18 protein-coding genes and 2 tRNA genes are annotated in these 17523 nt (G+C 41.0%); 8 read left to right on the plus strand and 12 right to left on the minus strand.

Translation table 11 applies throughout. The annotated features are described in order from the left end of the window. Nucleotides 1–221: 221 nt before the first annotated feature. The 7 genes from ACEW80_RS29645 to ACEW80_RS29675 form a co-directional block, all read right to left on the minus strand. The gene (locus ACEW80_RS29645) at nt 222–1340 is read right to left on the minus strand and encodes a polysaccharide pyruvyl transferase family protein (protein WP_373530041.1); all 1119 of its coding nucleotides are present in this window, start codon (nt 1338–1340) and stop codon (nt 222–224) included. A gap of 533 nt (nt 1341–1873) precedes the next feature. Then, complete coding sequence (locus ACEW80_RS29650) at nt 1874–2671, minus strand: WecB/TagA/CpsF family glycosyltransferase (RefSeq protein ID WP_373530056.1); 798 nt, start codon at nt 2669–2671, stop codon at nt 1874–1876. Between the two features lie 918 nt (nt 2672–3589). Then, nucleotides 3590–3673 (minus strand) — tRNA-Leu (locus ACEW80_RS29655). A 283-nt stretch (nt 3674–3956) separates the two neighbouring features. Next, nucleotides 3957–5078 carry an alpha-hydroxy acid oxidase gene (locus ACEW80_RS29660; RefSeq protein WP_373530042.1) on the minus strand — a complete coding sequence of 374 codons (1122 nt, stop codon included), beginning with the start codon at nt 5076–5078 and terminating at the stop codon, nt 3957–3959. 121 nt (nt 5079–5199) lie between these two features. Continuing rightward, complete coding sequence (locus ACEW80_RS29665; protein WP_373530043.1) at nt 5200–6132, minus strand: hypothetical protein; 933 nt, start codon at nt 6130–6132, stop codon at nt 5200–5202. 155 nt (nt 6133–6287) lie between these two features. Further along, on the minus strand, nt 6288–6533 hold the full coding sequence (locus ACEW80_RS29670) for a hypothetical protein (RefSeq protein ID WP_373530044.1): 246 nt from the start codon (nt 6531–6533) through the stop codon (nt 6288–6290). Nucleotides 6534–6557: 24 nt separating this feature from the next. Further along, complete coding sequence (locus ACEW80_RS29675; RefSeq protein ID WP_373530045.1) at nt 6558–7439, minus strand: M48 family metallopeptidase; 882 nt, start codon at nt 7437–7439, stop codon at nt 6558–6560. On the opposite strand from ACEW80_RS29675, the gene ACEW80_RS29680 reads away from it, so the two are divergent. Then, a complete protein-coding gene (locus ACEW80_RS29680) occupies nt 7438–7653 on the plus strand; it encodes a hypothetical protein (protein WP_373530046.1) in 216 nt (71 codons plus the stop codon). The two genes, ACEW80_RS29675 and ACEW80_RS29680, sit on opposite strands and share 2 nt — an antisense overlap. On the opposite strand, the gene murA is transcribed toward ACEW80_RS29680, so the two are convergent. Further along, a complete protein-coding gene (gene murA / locus ACEW80_RS29685) occupies nt 7647–9005 on the minus strand; it encodes a UDP-N-acetylglucosamine 1-carboxyvinyltransferase (protein WP_373530057.1) in 1359 nt (452 codons plus the stop codon). The genes ACEW80_RS29680 and murA overlap by 7 nt on opposite strands. 408 nt (nt 9006–9413) lie before the next feature. Between murA and ACEW80_RS29690 the strand changes: the two genes are divergently transcribed. Next, nucleotides 9414–9494: transfer RNA gene (locus ACEW80_RS29690), tRNA-Leu, on the plus strand. An 81-nt stretch (nt 9495–9575) separates the two neighbouring features. Next, entirely contained in the window at nt 9576–10373 is a 798-nt protein-coding gene (locus tag ACEW80_RS29695; RefSeq protein ID WP_373530047.1) for a TrmH family RNA methyltransferase, read from the plus strand. Nucleotides 10374–10392: 19 nt separating this feature from the next. On the opposite strand, the gene ACEW80_RS29700 is transcribed toward ACEW80_RS29695, so the two are convergent. The 3 genes from ACEW80_RS29700 to aroB all read right to left on the minus strand — a co-directional run bounded on the left by ACEW80_RS29700 (nt 10393) and on the right by aroB (nt 12538). Then, entirely contained in the window at nt 10393–10635 is a 243-nt protein-coding gene (locus ACEW80_RS29700; RefSeq protein ID WP_373530048.1) for a hypothetical protein, read from the minus strand. Nucleotides 10636–10749: 114 nt separating this feature from the next. After that, entirely contained in the window at nt 10750–11328 is a 579-nt protein-coding gene (locus tag ACEW80_RS29705) for a Uma2 family endonuclease (protein WP_373530049.1), read from the minus strand. A gap of 109 nt (nt 11329–11437) precedes the next feature. Continuing rightward, on the minus strand, nt 11438–12538 hold the full coding sequence (gene aroB, locus ACEW80_RS29710; protein ID WP_373530050.1) for a 3-dehydroquinate synthase: 1101 nt from the start codon (nt 12536–12538) through the stop codon (nt 11438–11440). 150 nt (nt 12539–12688) lie between these two features. Here aroB and ACEW80_RS29715 point away from each other — a divergent pair, with 150 nt between their 5' ends. The 5 genes from ACEW80_RS29715 to ACEW80_RS29735 all read left to right on the plus strand — a co-directional run bounded on the left by ACEW80_RS29715 (nt 12689) and on the right by ACEW80_RS29735 (nt 16887). Further along, nucleotides 12689–12784 carry a cytochrome b6-f complex subunit PetL gene (locus ACEW80_RS29715; RefSeq protein WP_373530051.1) on the plus strand — a complete coding sequence of 32 codons (96 nt, stop codon included), beginning with the start codon at nt 12689–12691 and terminating at the stop codon, nt 12782–12784. 643 nt (nt 12785–13427) lie between these two features. Next, the gene (locus ACEW80_RS29720; protein WP_373530058.1) at nt 13428–14636 is read left to right on the plus strand and encodes a NupC/NupG family nucleoside CNT transporter; all 1209 of its coding nucleotides are present in this window, start codon (nt 13428–13430) and stop codon (nt 14634–14636) included. Between the two features lie 359 nt (nt 14637–14995). Next, nucleotides 14996–15196, plus strand: a complete 201-nt coding sequence (locus ACEW80_RS29725; RefSeq protein WP_373530052.1) for a hypothetical protein — start codon at nt 14996–14998, stop codon at nt 15194–15196. 73 nt (nt 15197–15269) lie between these two features. After that, entirely contained in the window at nt 15270–16388 is a 1119-nt protein-coding gene (locus ACEW80_RS29730; protein ID WP_373530053.1) for a phosphotransferase enzyme family protein, read from the plus strand. 163 nt (nt 16389–16551) lie between these two features. Next, nucleotides 16552–16887, plus strand: coding sequence for a DCL family protein (locus ACEW80_RS29735; protein WP_373530054.1), 336 nt, complete (start codon nt 16552–16554; stop codon nt 16885–16887). A 68-nt stretch (nt 16888–16955) separates the two neighbouring features. Here the strand turns inward: ACEW80_RS29735 and ACEW80_RS29740 are convergent. Continuing rightward, the coding region (locus ACEW80_RS29740) for a glycosyltransferase family 4 protein (protein ID WP_373530055.1) at nt 16956–17523 on the minus strand (568 nt) is incomplete at its 5' end.

Genomic DNA, 17523 nt, shown 5'->3' on the forward strand with positions numbered 1-17523 from the left:
TATTAAGTGTGAAACAACCTAGTTATGTAAAAAAAATAACTAGTCCGACGCGTTAGTGAACTAGTTTTTAAAGAAATCCTCTTCTCATGCCATGAGTATTATTACTCATCCACAAATAGTAAAAACTGCAAAAGTATAGAATTTAAGTAAAATGAGTACTGGAGGTATGACACAGCCCAAAATTCCTAAGTCCAAACACGTTATCGCATTGAGCCTTACTTCTACATATCGATTGCTCCTTGCAAAATCGCTTCGACTAAATACTTTTTTGATTCCAATATCTTTAATTCTAGAATACTAGATACTGATTTATAGTCAATATCAAAGATTTCCTCGTTAAGTACTTGAGGTTTTAGCTTACCTGAAAATATACGGTTTTTCAAACCTAGATCAGTAAGCAAGTCTGTTACTTTATTCGATTTATCACTAGGAACAAATGCAGTGAAAAGCTTTTGAAAAATAATAGAAAAAACAGTACCGTGATAAGTATTAGTTATGATGTAAGATGCTTGGCTATATAATCCAATCCATTCTTGTGGACTAGCAGTTTCTAGATTTATTTGCGCTAATTTATTATAGTTACCAGCTGAAACTATAGTGAGGTTTTGATCTTGTGCGAGTAATTTGATAAAATCTTCCTCTTCTGCTTCTACCTCAGCTTGAACATATAATAAAAGATATTTATCTTTTATTTTTGGAGGATTTTTAAGTGCATCATACTTAATTAGAAAAGTTGGATCTAAAACCTTTTTAGCTTCTTTATTGCATTCGCTGGCAATAATTTTTAAACTATTAGAATCACGAACTAAAATAGTTTGAAACTGATTAATCAAGGTATATATTTCTTTTTGATAATCTCCTAATTTTATGGTGTTACCAAAACTTGCTGCATAACTCATCTTACGAGTAGTTTTATTGTTAACAAAATCCAAGAAGAAAGAAGAATTATATCCTCTAAAAGAATCTAGACACCATATTTGGTCACTGCCACATATTATTAAATCATACTTGTCCTGATAGTATTTCAAACTGTTTTTATCATAAACTTTCCTCTGACTTAATTTAACATGAGAAAGTAGGAACCGTCTCGTTTTCCAACCTCTTGAAGTATAGATGATCGATTTTTCATTAATCCGAATTTTTTTGCTTTCATTAATGCTAGATTTTACCTTTTTCATCGGAAGTAAAGACTTAAAATACATCCATGCTATCTTAAAAGGCCGATAATCTATTATTTCAACATCATAGCCTTGACTGTTAAGAAAACTCCAGAGAGCATAAGCTTGCAATGTTGCTCCATAATTATCTATATGGTGAAAAGTTAGAATTCCGATTTTCATTTTTGCTCTCTCTGATAAACTATGAGTCTAGTGTTAATTTGACAGCTTTTTGTCGTAAATTTGACGAATTTTGAGGTGATTCAATTAAGAGTTTACCGATAAACCATCTAAAGTATGTAGCTTTGATCCTCACAGTTTAGGGTAGCTGGATTATTTTTTTACCTCAGTCAGTCCCACCCTATTTGTTTTAAGTTCTGTTAAAGTTTCTGACTGCAAAAATAGCCCATAAACTATATATGATTACGATTAGTGTAATATCTCAAAAACTCCTCTTTCTGCTAAGTAATTACTCCCAGAAGAGCTTACCACAATCTTTTTGCAAATTGCTAGCTATTCAAGGTACTCTCAGCAGAAAATTTATTGATGAGCCTATTAGATTTTTACACAAAATGTCCTGTTACTTAGATTTTTAGGCTTTGGATGGGATATAACTTTAATAATTATTTTATTAAAACAATATTAAGTTTTTTGATTATCACAGTTGACGTTTGTACCAACAGTGTTGTGTTATACAGAATACATATTCCTTTTGCTTAATCCGCAGTGTCTTGAAGGAAGACCGATGCTATACGATTTGATGATAGTAGTTGCTTAGTAGCCAGCCAAATAAAGAGTGGAATGGTTTTAGCATAGCGCCCACAAAGTCGTCGTGGTTCTTGAATCCATCGATACAGCCATTCAAGTCCTAAGTCTCTAACTATACGGGGTGCGCGTTTGCGGATTCCTGCATAAACTGGAAAAACTCCACCCAGTCCAATCATTACAGCTTGTATCTTACCCTTATGTTGAGCTATCCAATTTTCTTGTTTTGGACATCCCAGAGATACTAAGACAGCGCCGGCACCACTAGAGTTAATCTTTTCAACCAAAGCTTCGTCTTCAATTTCAGTCAGGGGACGAAAGGGTAGAGGCTCCATCGCCGCAATTTTCAACTGAGGAAATTCATGCTCTAATCGGCTTCGCATCTTAGAAAGGATTTCTGTTTGGGAACCTAGAAAGAAAACACTGAAATTTTGTGTTTGAGTTAGTTGACACAATGATAGGAAAATATCCATCCCCGCAACACGGTCTTGGCAAAACGCTCCCATTTTCCGCATCATCCATACCAGAGGCATACCATCAGGAGTAACTATATCTGCATTTCGTAACACGTTAGCAAATTCTGGTTCCCAATGAGCCTCAATAAGCATATGTACATTGGCTACATATACACTTTTACTCTCACGTCTACTCGCCCACTTGACTATTGTTTGTACCTGGTCATCAAAACGTAAAGCAGTAATGGGAAAATCAAGCACCTTTTTAGTAGGTAGAAGCACTATTGCCACTATAAATAACTCCTATGTCGAAGAAAAGAATCCATAGATTACTTAGACCATTCCGAATATTGAAGAATTCAGATTAGATGACTCCTAATTTTTTGGAGGATTCTGTCATCGTTGGAAGTTAGCATATGGACGTGCAATTGCCTTCTTAGTAGATTTTAGTTTTCCTGGTAATACTATAGTAATCTAGTGCTGTGTCTTAGTTTACTGTTTTAAGCAAGGGATTTCAGACGCTGTTTGGCAAAATTCATACTTCCTTCATAATTAATTTTTGGTTAGTTCATCCAAGCATTACAATTGCGATAAATTTCTAGTAAAAACGTATTGTACTGCGTTGTTTTTGCTACAAGAAATTACGTAGCAAAGCAAAATACTAGGCAGTCAGTCTACTGATTTTGATACGTAAGTATGCGCTTAAGAGGTTTGATTCAAAATATAATAATTTGAAGAATAAGCTAATAATTTTTTCTGATGATTTTAAAATTTATTACATATTTAATTTATACTATATACTGATAAATCTATAAATTATATTTTTTATGAAAGGAAAACTTAAAAAATAAGGGGAAGATAACCTTATCTTCCCCCGTTACATTATTTCTGTTATTGTTTGGTTTGTTAGCTTCCTTAAATTTTTGCCGTAACATCTGCCTTTGCTTTTTGAGTTGCCTCTTCCTTGCAGAACCGCCTCTACCTTTCTCATTCCTGCCTTCTTTACGGGGAGATTCCCATCTTTTCAGGCGCATAATCTTTAACCTCTGTTGTATTTTATATTTGCTCTTAAGTAATTTAAGACATTTATGGAATATCTACACTCGTAAAAATTAAATTATGCTTTTAATAAAATATTTTTTATAATTACCACAAATAGTCCAAATAGAGAATATCCCCACTAAATATCTTACTATTTAAGCTTTTATATAGTGGGCAGGAGGAGAATCGAACTCCTATGACCGCAAGGCCGCCACATTTTGAGTGTGGTGCGTCTACCAATTCCGCCACCCGCCCTTATATCCAACTTTACTACTATACTCTATTGAGTGGTATTGTGACAAGTCTAAAAAGTTATTTTAAAAGTTTTGCTGGAATAATAGCTTTTAAATTAATTGAGCAAATATACTGTATGGCTCTATCGTCTAGCTCACAAGCATTTTTAGGCTTTGAGATGAGACAGTGTGTGCATTCAGAATCTTTACTTCTTTACTTGCTATGGCTCAGAATAGTGATCTATGCCTACTATAGAGATTTACTGGATAATTATTTTATCTTATTGATTTTAAAATCCGATGGCTTAAAAGCGTGGGAGTGCCAATAAACTAGGGTCAATATCCTGTAACTTGGCACAGCCGCTAAGTGCCATTCCTAGATTTAACTCATCTTGTAGTAGTGAAATGACATGGGACACACCAATTTGTCCTCCTACCGCTAATCCCCACAAAATAGGTCGTCCGATGAGTACCGCTTTTGCTCCTAATGCCAGAGCTTTAAGAATGTCTGTACCCCTACGGATACCTCCATCTAACAGTATCTCTATTTTACCATCTACTGCTGGTACTATTTCAGCTAAAGCATCTAAAGAGGCGATCGCACCGTCGAGTTGTCTGCCCCCATGATTGGAAACAACAATTGCTTTGGCTCCATATTCTACAGCCCGTACAGCATCATCTGGGCGTAAAATTCCTTTGAGTACTAAAGGTAGTGGAGATAAAGACTCTAACCATTCCAAATCACGCCAAGTTACTGCTGGGTTTAACTGTTGGGCAAAATAGGTAAATAACCCAGATTCACCTTTTTCATGGGAAATATCTAGTCCTGAGATGGTGGCGAGATTAGCCAGATGTAAGTCTGGTGTTAAGGCAAACTCGTTACGTCTATCTCTCTCTCGCTGTCCGAGAACAGGTGCATCTACAGTCAAACAGAGTGCTTTGTAGCCTGCTTTGTAGGCTTTTTCTACCAAAGCACGAGTTAATTCTCGGTCTTTATGGATGTAAAGCTGGAACCATCGCAGAGAATTTGGAAATTTGTCACAGGTAGTCGCTACTTCTTCAATGCTTTTTGTTGCCATTGTACTTAACACCATGCCCACACCAGCTGATGCCGCAGCTAGAGCCGTGGCTACTTCTCCGTCTGGATGGGCTAGACACTGGAAAGCCATCGGCGCAATCAACAAAGGTAGTTGTAGGGGTTGTCCTAAAATGGAGGTAGTTAGATTGCAATTGCTGACATCGACTAATATCCGAGGCCGCAGCTTGACTCGCTCAAAAGCAGCACGATTATCCCGCAATGTGATTTCATCCCAAGCACCACTGCTATAGTAATCAAGTGTCATTTGAGACAGATGCTCTTTTGCTAGTTTTTCATACTCAAAAAGGTTAATGGGTTGAAAGCGATCGCTATTGGGTACAACTGTCATGGTAACGGATGTGGGTTAATCAAGGGGATATTTTTTAATCCAATTGTCCGATTCATAAAGCTCCAGTAATCATCAATTTATTACTAAACGTGCAGAATACAGTCTCTTCGACTGAGTTTTTCTAATTGAACCTATTCAATAATTCTTCTTGAGATAGTTGCAATAATAAAGGAGTAAATTCCTCTGGAGATAGTGCCAATAAAGGTTTAATAATTCTTCTCAGTTCTGCATCTAAAGAACCAAACCGAACTCGCAACAAATTCTCTATAACAGTACGACGCTCTGCTTGGATTCCTTCTTGGATTCCTTCTTGGATTCCTTCTTGAATTCCTTCTCGGATTCCTTCTTGTTTGGCTTCTGCTAATTTTTGTTCGTAAATAGGCGATAAGCGCATAATTAAATCTCTATCCTCCTTGTCTATATTTTGATTGAGTTCTAACGTAGTCTTTAAACTCAATAATAAATCAATTGCTTTAGAACGCAAGAGATTATTTTGGGGAAGTGCTTCTAGTTCATCTATCGCTTGTTGCTGAACTCTTCCCTTACCTAAAATTCTCAACCATAGTGTTTCTGCCGTACATGGTAATTTGTGAATTATCACAATTGCTGTTCTCAAATAATCGCCTAAAAAATGGACTCCTACTCCCCAATTTTCTTCATCTAAGCTAGTTCTAAAACCGTCCAATATAGATTCAGAAGCTGTAGGTGAAAAAATCCATAACCGTGGTAATTCTGATTCTGTAATCCGCTTTTTATCACCTTTGGTTTGACGTTTTAAATCAGCAAATATATCAAATAGCTTGTTTATACAACTGCGAATTTCTGAAACTGTAGCCGCATTCCTAAATGGTTCAATTAATGCAGGTTCAGCCGCAAACTTTCCTAATAATCCTAATTCTATTTTATCGCTTGTCGATGGGGGTGAAGGTGCAAAATATACATCAATCTCCCGGATTTCAGCCGTAACTTTCCGACTTGTTTCCACTTGTCCTAGTGGTTGTAACAATTCTTTAAGGTAGTCTTTTGCAAACTGGTCGTAGGGAAACCTGGTCATTAGCTAATTTTTTGGCTGTACCAGTATTTTACATGAGTGCGTAAACGCAAAGCGGTGAAGCAGCGCGGTCTTGGGGGTTTCCCCCATGAGGGACTGCTGAACCCGGAGGGCTTGTCGCCAAACATCGCATTCCTGTAAAATTATTGACGAATACATTAATTAATGCAATATAAGTCTTCTGTCTGTTTGTCAGCGAAAATTACTAATTCACTTCCTAGTTCGTAAAAAGAACGCATAACCTCAGCAACTTCAGCTAAACTCAGTTCTTTTTGGAGAGTAACTTGCGGTTTGGCAGCAATTTCTTCACGAATTAACTTTGATGCTATTTCAATAACTTGCAAACGTTCTTCAGTCGTCATGTTTTTTAGGGCTTCCAAGACTTCTGCAACATTTTTAGTCATAACTAATCATTGTTAGTTTTTGCTCTACCAATTGCGCCAACCGCCTTTGATTGCAACTTCATCATCATTAGTAGACTTAAGCCCGTGACCTTGAATTAAAGATTGATATTCTGTGCTACTTGCCCAGCGGTCAATTTCTCGCGCCCGCAGCACTGGCACTGGATGAGTTAATTGGGCTGTGCGGGCAACTTTGACCATTTCACCCAGTTCAGTCTTGCTGATATCATCGTAAGCGCGGGCTTGGGCAACAAAGGCATCGAGATTTAGTTGTGGCGCTAAGGTGGGAGAACCACCAGCCAACTTCATCAACACTGACATGACAACTTTGGGGTCTTGGGTTGCTAGTAATGCGGCGCGATCGCAGGTAAACTCAGCACAACGTACCCATTCTAAAAGTTGTGCCTGTATTGCTTGGGCAATGAAGCCTCCAATATTGGGCACAACTGCCGCAGCTAATATTAATAAATTTACAGGAGTCAAGTAAACACTGTGGTCACACTTGAGATGTCCTAACTCGTGGGCAATTACTGCCTGTATTTCTTCTGGTGTGAGGATATCAATCAGGGATGTGTGAAGCACAACAAATGGCTGCTTACCTCGCACAGCAAAAGTATAGGCGTTCGGAGCCGGATGCTGCCGGACGTACAACTGAGGAGGTTCTATATCCAGGATTTTGCAGGCTTCTAACAACAGATTGTATAAATCAGGCAGTTGCTTTTCACCCACCAGAATGCTGGACGCAATATTTTCTACATAGAAAACCTGCTCTGCCATTGGCCCGAGCAAATTCCGCACCATCAAATCTATGCCAGGTATTTGCTTGAGCGTTTTGGTAGCTTCCAGGTCTAATGGATGACGAAATGAGTCAGCTTTTAAACCAATCAGCGGAGTTTTGAGGAAGGACATGGTGCAGCAAGCTATAAAAAACAAAACTATGGAATTTGGCTGGTTAGATAAACAGCCTTCCACAGCTAGTATAACGATTAAGTCGGGTGGCTATTACCTACTTACCTATCCAGGGGAGCAGGGGGAGACAAAAGAAAAAATTTACTTTGTCCCCCTTATCCTGGTGTCACCACCTCAGTCTCAACTGATCAATTTCAACTTTACAGGTTACTGATTGATGCTGCGAGCGATTTCGGTATCTGCTGATTCTTCGGCCACGCGCAGGATTTTAGCCCCCAATTGCTGCAACTTTACATCAAGTCGATCATAGCCGCGATCGAGGTGCTGTAATCCCTGAATTGTGGTTTGTCCTTCCGCCGCCAGTCCTGCTATGACTAGCGCTGCCGATGCTCGTAAGTCTGTGCCTAATACTGGTGCGCCAGACAATTTTGGTACTCCCCGGACGAAAGCAGTGTTGCCTTTGACCCGAATATCTGCCCCCAAGCGATTTAACTCTGAGGCATGACGCAAGCGATTTTCAAAGACGGATTCGTTAATCACACTATCGCCTTCCGCCAATGTTAGCAAAGCCATGAACGGCGCTTGCATATCTGTGGGAAAACCTGGATGGTATTGAGTTTCAATATCCGTTGCCTTGAGAATTTCCGTTGGCAGAATGCGTAAGTATTCAGGCTCTTCCTCAATTATTGTCACCCCAATATCCCGCAGCTTGGCAATCACTGGTACAAGATGTTCTGGAGCCACTGGCGAGAGGAGAAGTTCTGAGCGGGTAATTGCTGCTGCTAACAAAAACGTCCCGGCCTCTATGCGATCGGGAATAATGGTGTAGTCAACAGAATGCAACTTAGGGACTCCTTCAATAATAATCCGGCTAGTCCCTGCCCCCTTAATCTTTGCTCCCATCGCGTTACAGAAGTTAGCCAAATCGACTACTTCCGGTTCTCTGGCAGCATTTTCAATGATCGTTTCGCCTTCTGCCAGGGTAGCCGCCATCATCAAGTTTTCCGTCGCTCCAACGCTGGCGATATCTAAGTAAATCTTCGCCCCTTTTAATCTCCGGTTGTGGCCAGGGACGTAGGCATTACAGATGCCATGCTCAATCTGCACCTCAGCTCCCATTGCTTGCAGTCCCCGAACGTGCAAGTCAACTGGTCTTGCCCCAATAGCACAACCTCCTGGTAAGGGCATCTGCGCTACTCCCAATCTGGCCAGAATGGCACCAATGGCAAAAAAACTCGCCCTCAACTGGGTAACTAGTTCGTAAGGAGCTTTTGATGTTTTAATTTCGCTGGCGTTGATGTCTAAAATATCGCCTTGCCGCGTTAAACGTACACCCAAAGCCGATAATACCTGAGCCATCCGCTCTACATCCGCTAATAGAGGGACATTGCGGATGCGACAATCACCCGGACACAGCAAGGCTCCAGCCATGATTACCAGTGCTGCATTTTTTGCCCCGCTAATTTTCACATGACCTCGCAAAGGATGCCCACCCCAAATTTGCAAGACTGAGGAGTCTGCTTCGGGAGCAAATTTGGCATCTGGTAAGCTGGTAGAAGGATTAATAAGCCTACCTCCAAAAGTAATACGTATTTTATATGTTTGAAGTTGGTTTTGATTCTACATTAAAGATTCTATTTGTCCACGTTTTAGAGCAACATCTTGCATATAAAAGTTGTGTTTTAGATAAAAATTAAAGGCTGAAAATGAGCAAGAGCAAGGTTTTCGAGCTTTTAAAAAATTTAACAAAAAAGAATGACTAATTAGTAATTTAAAGCAAAATTAAATACTCAGTAAAATAACTTGGGTATTCTCTAAAAATCAATGGTGTACTGTTCAGTTAATATTTTTATTTGACCTATCTCCTTAAAAACTCGTTTTAGTCCGATATTCTTCACGAGGCGTTATACATTGCACTTGACAAAGTTAAGAAATTACGCAATAATGAGAAATTGTGGATAAGAACAATTGCCAGCGGAACTGGCGGAATGGCAGACGCGCTAGATTCAGGTTCTAGTGCCGCAAGGCTTCCGGGTTCAAGTCCCGGGTTCCGCATAAACAGTACTGAGTGCCGAGTTATGAGTCCTGAGAAGGAAAAAACTCAGCACTAGGTACTCAGCACTCAAAACTATTTAGATGTTGACCAGTTTACAAAATTCCTTAGTAAAACAAATCCGCAAACTGCACTCTACTAAAGAGCGGCACAAGCAGCAGTTATTTTTGTTGGAAGGGACTCACCTATTAGAGGAAGCTTGTGCGGTGAATTACCCACTAGAAACAGTGTGTTGTACCCCAGATTGGCAAGCAGCCCATTCCTCCCTGTGGTCAGAAGCTTGTAACCAATGCGATCGCGCCGAAATTGTGAGTAAAGAAGTCTTGGATGCGATCGCAACCACAGTCCAACCCGATGGTGTAGTAGCAACGGCAAAACGAAACAATCGCCAAAGTCAATTGCCTTTTACTGGTTTAGTGCTAGCTTTAGAAACAGTGCAAGATCCGGGCAACCTGGGTACAATGATCCGCACAGCTGGGGCCGCTGGGGCATCGGGGTTGTGGGTAAGTGGAGATAGTGTAGATTTAGACAGTCCTAAAGTTTTACGGGCTTCTGCGGGGCAATGGTTTCGCCTAGCAACGGCTGTAACCGAAGATTTAAAAGTGACAGTGCAACAAAGTCAGCAGGCAGGAATGCAGGTAGTAGCAACCTTACCCAGCGCGGCTTTAACTTATTGGGAGGTAGACTGGCGAAAACCCAGTCTGATTTTACTAGGAAATGAAGGTGCTGGTTTGTCAGTAGATTTAGCAGCGATCGCAGATAAGCAAGTAAGAATTCCTTTGAGTCCTGGGGTGGAATCTGTGAATGTGGCGATCGCAGCTGCTTTAATGTTGTACGAAGCTCGGCGGCAAATGAGTCAAGAATTAGGAGTTAAAATTTAGAACTCATAACTCATAATTTTTATTTCGTTTTTTTTCTTTCTTCGAGAAATTGTTCAATATCAGCAACTGCATCCTCAAGAGCCGCTAAATCAATAGTTGTCAAGTCTTGAGCGAGTTCGACTTCATTAACACTACTAGTATACAGTTGCGGGATCTCCTCTTCCTCTGCTGAACTTTCTTGTAAGATATCCTCCAGCTGCTCAAGGGATTCTTCAAACACTTGATCAGCGGCGCGACGCTGTTGTGGCTGACTTTGCTCCATAATATTGACTTGAAAATCCTGATTTACTGATCTAATTTTGATTACGGTTTTTACAGATTTAAATTTTGCACCCCTAACATCATAGTTGTGTATTCTTGTATGCGTCGAATTGTGCTATTGGACATCTAATGGTATTTTTGCCTTTTGAAAGACCTGCTCAACAGTAAATTCCAGTCCCTCAAATAGAGAATCTTGGAGTAATTCTTCTCCCATATAAGTTTGTGGTGCTGCATCTGGATAAAAAACAGTGATGCTTCTGGCTTTACTATCTAATACCCACACCCGCAGCACCTTAGCATCCAAATAGTCTTTGGCTTTAGCCGCCATTTGTCCAAAGGTTTGTCCGGGTGAAATAATCTCAATTACCAAATCAGGAGGAACAGAACACGCTCCTTCTTGATCCCAATCATGGGGTAAACGTTCATTAGAAATATATAAAATATCCGGTATTGGCATCCAATCTCGCCCTCGACGGGTTAATGCCACAGCTAATTCTGGGCAAACTTCTCCTTTACCTTCACACCACTGCTCAATCAAATTGAGAAGGGCGCGGGTAAGTTTAGAGTGGAATTTTTTTGGTGACATCTTAGGAATTGCCTGAGCATTAACAAGTTCATAGGTTATATCTCCCTCACCTGGTGGAAGATTTAGAAACTCTTGCAAGGTCAATTGATTATTCGCTTGGAGTATCATGACTGAATAATTGGTAATTCGTAATTGAAGGACAGAGCAACTAATTTTAATTCTGACTTCTGTTAGCGATAGCGGGGCGATTAGCCCATTCTGACTCCTGAATTCTTCTTCAAATTGTTTGCATTCCCTGCAACACTTGCCGAACGATATCCGATGGCACTTCATCGGTAACTGTCACTACACCAATCTCTGTTGGTAAAACAAACCGCACTTTTCCCGCTTTGACTTTTTTATCTAACTGCAATGCTTCAATAATTGCCTCAATATCTACCCCAGCAGGTAATTGAGTCGGTAAACCCGTTTTTTGAATTAAAGCGTTTTGACGTTCCGTGTCTTCCTTTTGCCACATTCCCAAATCCACAGCAATTTGCCCGGCTGCTACCATGCCAATGGCAACAGCTTCACCGTGATTCACTAGACGATAACCAGTCAAACTTTCCACGGCATGACCGATAGTATGTCCATAATTGAGAATCGCCCGTAATCCACCTTCTTTTTCGTCTTTGCTGACAACGTCGGCTTTAGCTTGACAAGAGCGCATCAATATATTTGTTATCAGGTCTGGTTTTACGTAGCGGAGTTGGTCGAGGCGTTTACTCGCTTCCAACTGGGCAAACAATTCAGCATCCCAAATTACACCGTACTTAATTACCTCTGCCATTCCGGCTCGAAACTCGCGCATAGGAAGAGTTTTTAACACATCTGGGTCAATTAACACTAGACGCGGTTGATGGAATGCCCCAATCAAGTTTTTGCCGTGGGGATGATTCACGCCGGTTTTGCCACCAATTGCCGAATCTACCATTGCCAACAGAGAGGTAGGCACTTGAACAACATTAATGCCGCGCAGCCAAGTTGCGGCTGCAAAGCCAGTCATATCGCCAATTACACCTCCGCCCAAAGCCACCATAGTAGAAGAACGTTCTAGGCGGTTTTCTAAGGCGACATCGTAGAGTTTCTGGATGGAATTGAGGGTTTTGTAGCGTTCACCAGGTGGTAGGCTACAGCTAGCAACTTCAAATCCAGCAGATGTTAGCGAAGTTATCGCTCTTTCCCCATAATGCTTAAAAATCGTCGGATTAGAAACCAGCAGTACCTTCTTGCCTAGCTCTAGACTGGTCATGTGTTGACCCAGTTGATCTAAACTCGAAGGTGCGATTGCAATCTCATAAGACTGCTCTGGCAGATTTACATTAATTACAGAAGTCATTACCCAACCCTAAACTAGCGCCTGTGGGCTGTATTCTATCGCAATCTGGGTGATGAGGGGATGAGGGGGACAAAGGGAATAACCAATACCCAATGCCCAGCAACTAATGATTCAATAGATTCAGAAAGTATGTATTGTGGAGAAAGATAAATGTTTGCAGTGATAGCTTATATCCTCTTCTTGGCTTTGTTTTTTGGTTTATCTGTCGGTCTGCTGTTCGGTCTGCGGACTGCCAAGATAATTTAATCGACAGACACGTTTAAAGCAAGACTCCTGTGGGGCGGGCAACCTTCGACTGAGCGCTCACGCCGAAGTCCTGCCTGCCCAGCTATCAATTTTGCAGCGCTTTTAAATTGGAATCTGAATCACAAATTCTGCACCTTCTGCCTGTACAGAGATTTTTCTCCAATAATTTGACGTGACGTGCGATCGCTAATACCATTTCACTTTAATAATGATACAAATACGTTGGTAGGGGCATGGCATTGCCCATTGGTGTCAACTTAAGCTCAAACACTAGAATTTATCGTCGTTTTAGATCCCCCAACCCCCTTAAAAAGGGGACACAAGATTCTAGTTCCCCCTTTTTTAAGGGGAGCCAGTCGCTCAGAGGGGGTTTCCCCCATGAGTGACTGGCGTGGGTTAGGGGGGATCAAAAAGCTCGGCGGTACATGGAAAAATTTTCACTCTTCTTATCAGAGTAAGCTTTTACGTTAAGTTGACACCTATGGGCATTGCCATGCCCCTACGAGAAATCTATCTGTATCAAGGTTTTCTTCTTCTTAACAGCAGCAAAACTTTAGTAATTGACTAAAAAGCCATAAAAAAGGCGTATTTTTGTGTATGCTTTGTGACCAAGTGCCTTAGCGATACCTTTTTGGGAGCAAATATGGAACGCGCCATTTCTGCGTTGGGAATCTTAGTTTTTCTGAGCATATCCTACGCTTTCTCTGTGAATCGTCGTGCAGTGCGTTGGCGAATGGTGGCGTGGGGTTTGGGATTAGAATTTGCATTTGCACTAATAATTCTTAAAACTCCCTGGGGTTTAAATGTGTTTAAATCTCTGGGAGATTTTGTCAGCCAATTTTTAGCATTTTCTGATGTCGGTGCCAAATTTGTCTTTGGAGAAAATTTTAAGGATCACTTCTTTGCCTTCCAAGTGCTGCCCACAATTATCTTTTTCTCTACCTTCATCAGCATTTTGTATTACTACGGCATTTTACAGCGAGTAGTAAATGTGATGGCATGGGTAATGATGAAGACGATGAAAACATCGGGTTCTGAATCTTTATCCTGTGCAGGTAATATCTTTTTGGGCCCCACAGAGTCGGTGTTGATGGTTAAACCTTATATAGCGAACATGACGCAATCGGAACTCCATGCCGTGATGACGAGTGGTTTTGCCACAATTGCAGGCGGAGTATTAGGAGCGTATCTTTCTTTTGGCATACCAGCAGAACACCTAATTGCTGCTTTCTTTATGACTGCCCCGACATCGTTGGTGGTATCAAAATTGCTGTACCCAGAAACAGAAGTCTCAGAGACGGCTGGTAAGGTAAAAGCGAATGTAGAAAACAATTATGTAAACGTAATTGATGCTGCTACTACTGGAGCAATTGACGGCGTAAAGTTAGCAGTTAATGTTGGGGTGATAATTATTGCTTTTTTGGGATTATTAGCCGCTCTAAATGCGCTGCTGGGATGGTTGGGGGCATTTGTGGGCTTACAGCAGCTATCATTACAGTGGATTTTGTCTTTTCTCATGGCTCCCGTGGCGTGGCTGATGGGCGTACCTTGGGCTGATTGTCGGCAAGTCGGGGCTTTATTGGGTACAAAGACAATTCTCAATGAGTTTATTGCTTTTTTAGATTTAAAGGCACTAATGGAAAGTGGAAAAATTTCCCAACGCGCAGTAATTATTGCGACTTATGCATTATGTAACTTTGCAAATATAGGTTCAATTGGCATTACTATTGGCGGCATTACTGGGATAGCACCGAATCGCCAGCATGATTTAGCTCGCATGGGTGTAAGGTCAATGATTGGTGGATTGTTAGCGGGATTCATCACTGCTTGTATTGCTGGAGTGTTGATTTGAAGTAGGCAGGAGGGTTGATAAAGTTGACAGAAATCGGCTCAATGGCAAATAATGATTAGCGATCGCCAATCAAACAACATTTTTATAAGGCGGATTCTCTTTTTAATGGGAAGATTTCTAATCTGGACTCGGTGCTTCGAGTAAAAAGCCTGGAGCTTTGAGTAAAAAGCCTGGAACTTCGAGTAAAAAGCCTGGAACTCCGAGTAAAAAGCTCGGAACTCCGAGTAAAAAGCTTGGAACTCCGAGTAAAAAGCCTGGAACTCCGAGCAAAAAGCTCGAACGGCTGAAATTAGCAGTCTAATTTTTAGAACTGGGTAGAAAAAATACACCTGAAAGTAGAATTAAATCGGTTGACTTTCATGATTTATCTGAATGAAGGCTTTGAAGATGGCGAAACCCGCTTTTATCTTCCTGAATATTACGAAGATTTATCTAATCTAGCCGTGCTTCCAGTCACAGGTATGGCTTTATGTTTTGTTCACGAACTAGTACATGAAGGCGCTACTATTATCCAGGGACGAAAGTATGTCTTGCGATCGGATGTTATGTATAGTCGATAGTCTAGAAAGTCATTAACTAGCAAAATTGCCTTTGTGCAATGTACGTGAGGAGTAGTCCAGACCAAACACAAACATGATAGAAGAATTTAATCCACAGGGCGCAGAAAATCTAATTGCGATCGCTGACCAATTCGCCCAATGGGGGAAGGTTACAGACGTTCAAGCGTTTGGAAGTGGTAATATCAATGATACATTCTTAGTAACTCTAGATTCTTCAGAAGAAGAACATTTTGTCCTGCAACGCATCAATACTCAGGTGTTTCGTCAGCCCCAATTGATTATGCAGAATATGCGTACCTTCACAGAGCATATTCACAAACGGTTACAATGCACTCGCCTCAGCCGTCGCTGGGAAGTCCCGCGTGTACTGTTGACCAAGGATGCTCAAGACCACTGGAGAGATGCTAACGGCTGCTTTTGGCGAGCGATTAGCTTTATTGAAGGTTCCCAGTCTTTTGATAGTATGCGCGATCGCTCATACGCGCCAGAAATCGGTTTTGCCTTGGGGATGTTCCACAATCTAATTAGCGATTTGCCACCAGAAAAACTCGCTGACACCCTGCAAGGGTTCCATATTACACCGCTTTATCTCCAGCATTACCAGGAAGTTCTAGCAAAAAATAGTGCGCGTCAATCTCCTGAAGTTAATTATTGCTTGCAGTTTGTTAGCGATCGCCAAACGTTTGCACATATCCTAGAAAATGCCAAAGCTGAAGGCAAGCTACCTCTGCGTTTAATGCATGGCGATCCAAAAATCAACAATATCATGTTTGACACTGCTACCCAGCAAGCTGTCAGCGTCATAGACCTCGACACCGTTAAACCCGGTCTGGTACATTACGATATTGGCGATTGCTTGCGATCGGGTTGCAATCCGGCTGGTGAAGAAACTGAGCAGTGGGAAAGTGTTTATTTTGATACCGACCTTTGCCAAGGAATTTTGAAAGGTTATCTCGCTGTGGCAAAAGCATTTCTTACCGAGAATGATTATGCATACATATATGATGCCATTCGTCTCATTGCCTTTGAATTAGGACTGAGATTTTTTGCTGATTATTTAGCAGGGAATGTCTACTTTAAAGTCAAGTACCCAGAACATAACTTGGCAAGAGCGATCGTTCAGTTTAAGCTTACCGAAAGTATTGAATCTCAAGAAAAGCAAATTCGTAATATTATTAAAGACATGAAATGAACGAACAAACATTTTCTCTGCAACCCTTTCCTTCTAAAAAATCTGGTTCTTCCGCTACTTTCATAGCAGAAATTAAAATGTCTATAAAATAGAAGTTAGAAAGCTTCCCCATTAACGACCAATCCCCAATGACAAGGGCTAGACCACTACTGATGATCATGAAATGCTTCTCGCCCTCATTGAGCGTCATCCTGAAGCTGACAAAAAGATTGGATGTGGTGTAAAGCGCTTCTATAAGGATAGAACCGATATGCCTACAAGTTGTTTCTGGATAGAGCGTGAAGATGGCAGTAAGACTGACTTCTGCTACCCAACAGCTATAGCCGCAAGAGGAAAGTCACTATATCAAGAATTCTTTGAGGCTTGTCGAAATGCAGTTCAGGACGACCTCAAGAAGACTAAAGAACAATTTTTTGGTAAATTTGCTGATGAGACTAGCAAAGTGAAATGTGACATTACAGGCGAAAAAGTCGCTATCTCCAAAAGAATTATTCGATAATCGATGTAAATCTGTAGTTTAATGTTCATAAAATTGACTTTTGCAAGAAGTTTACCGTTTCATTCCCTCTAGGAAACGCTTGGTATGACAGAACGAATTGCATTAATAAAGTTTTGGGCATAATTCTGCGTTGAGAAATCGAGGGCGCGTTGTCGTGCAGCCATTCCTGCACTTTGGGCAAATTCTTGCTCGTCAAGATAGCGGAGAATTGCGATCGCTAATTTCTCCGCATAGCCGTAAGGTGTTAATAGTCCATTCATCCCATCTGTTATAATCTCTGTCGGTCCCCCTGCATTGCCAGCAATCACAGGTTTACCCAGTGCCATCGCCTCAATAATTACAATCCCAAACGGCTCTTTATCTGATGCATGAACAAATACATCCATCGCCTGTACCCACTCAGGGATATTACGCTGTAGCCCAGCCATAATTACTTGCTCTTTCAAATTCAAGACGGCAATTTCTGCTTTTAAAAAGTCCTCATAATCCGGTTCAAAATCGTGCTTACCGCCAACCACTACACAATGAGCATCAGGATACTTCTGTAAAATTTTAGGCATTGCCTGCACCAGTACGTGCATTCCTTTCCATCGTTGCAATCGCCCAACAATTCCAATCAACGGCCCGTGTAAAGGT

Origin of the sequence: Nostoc sp. (genome assembly GCF_041747015.1) — a bacterium.
In the GTDB taxonomy this organism is placed as follows: Bacteria; Cyanobacteriota; Cyanobacteriia; order Cyanobacteriales; family Nostocaceae; genus Nostoc.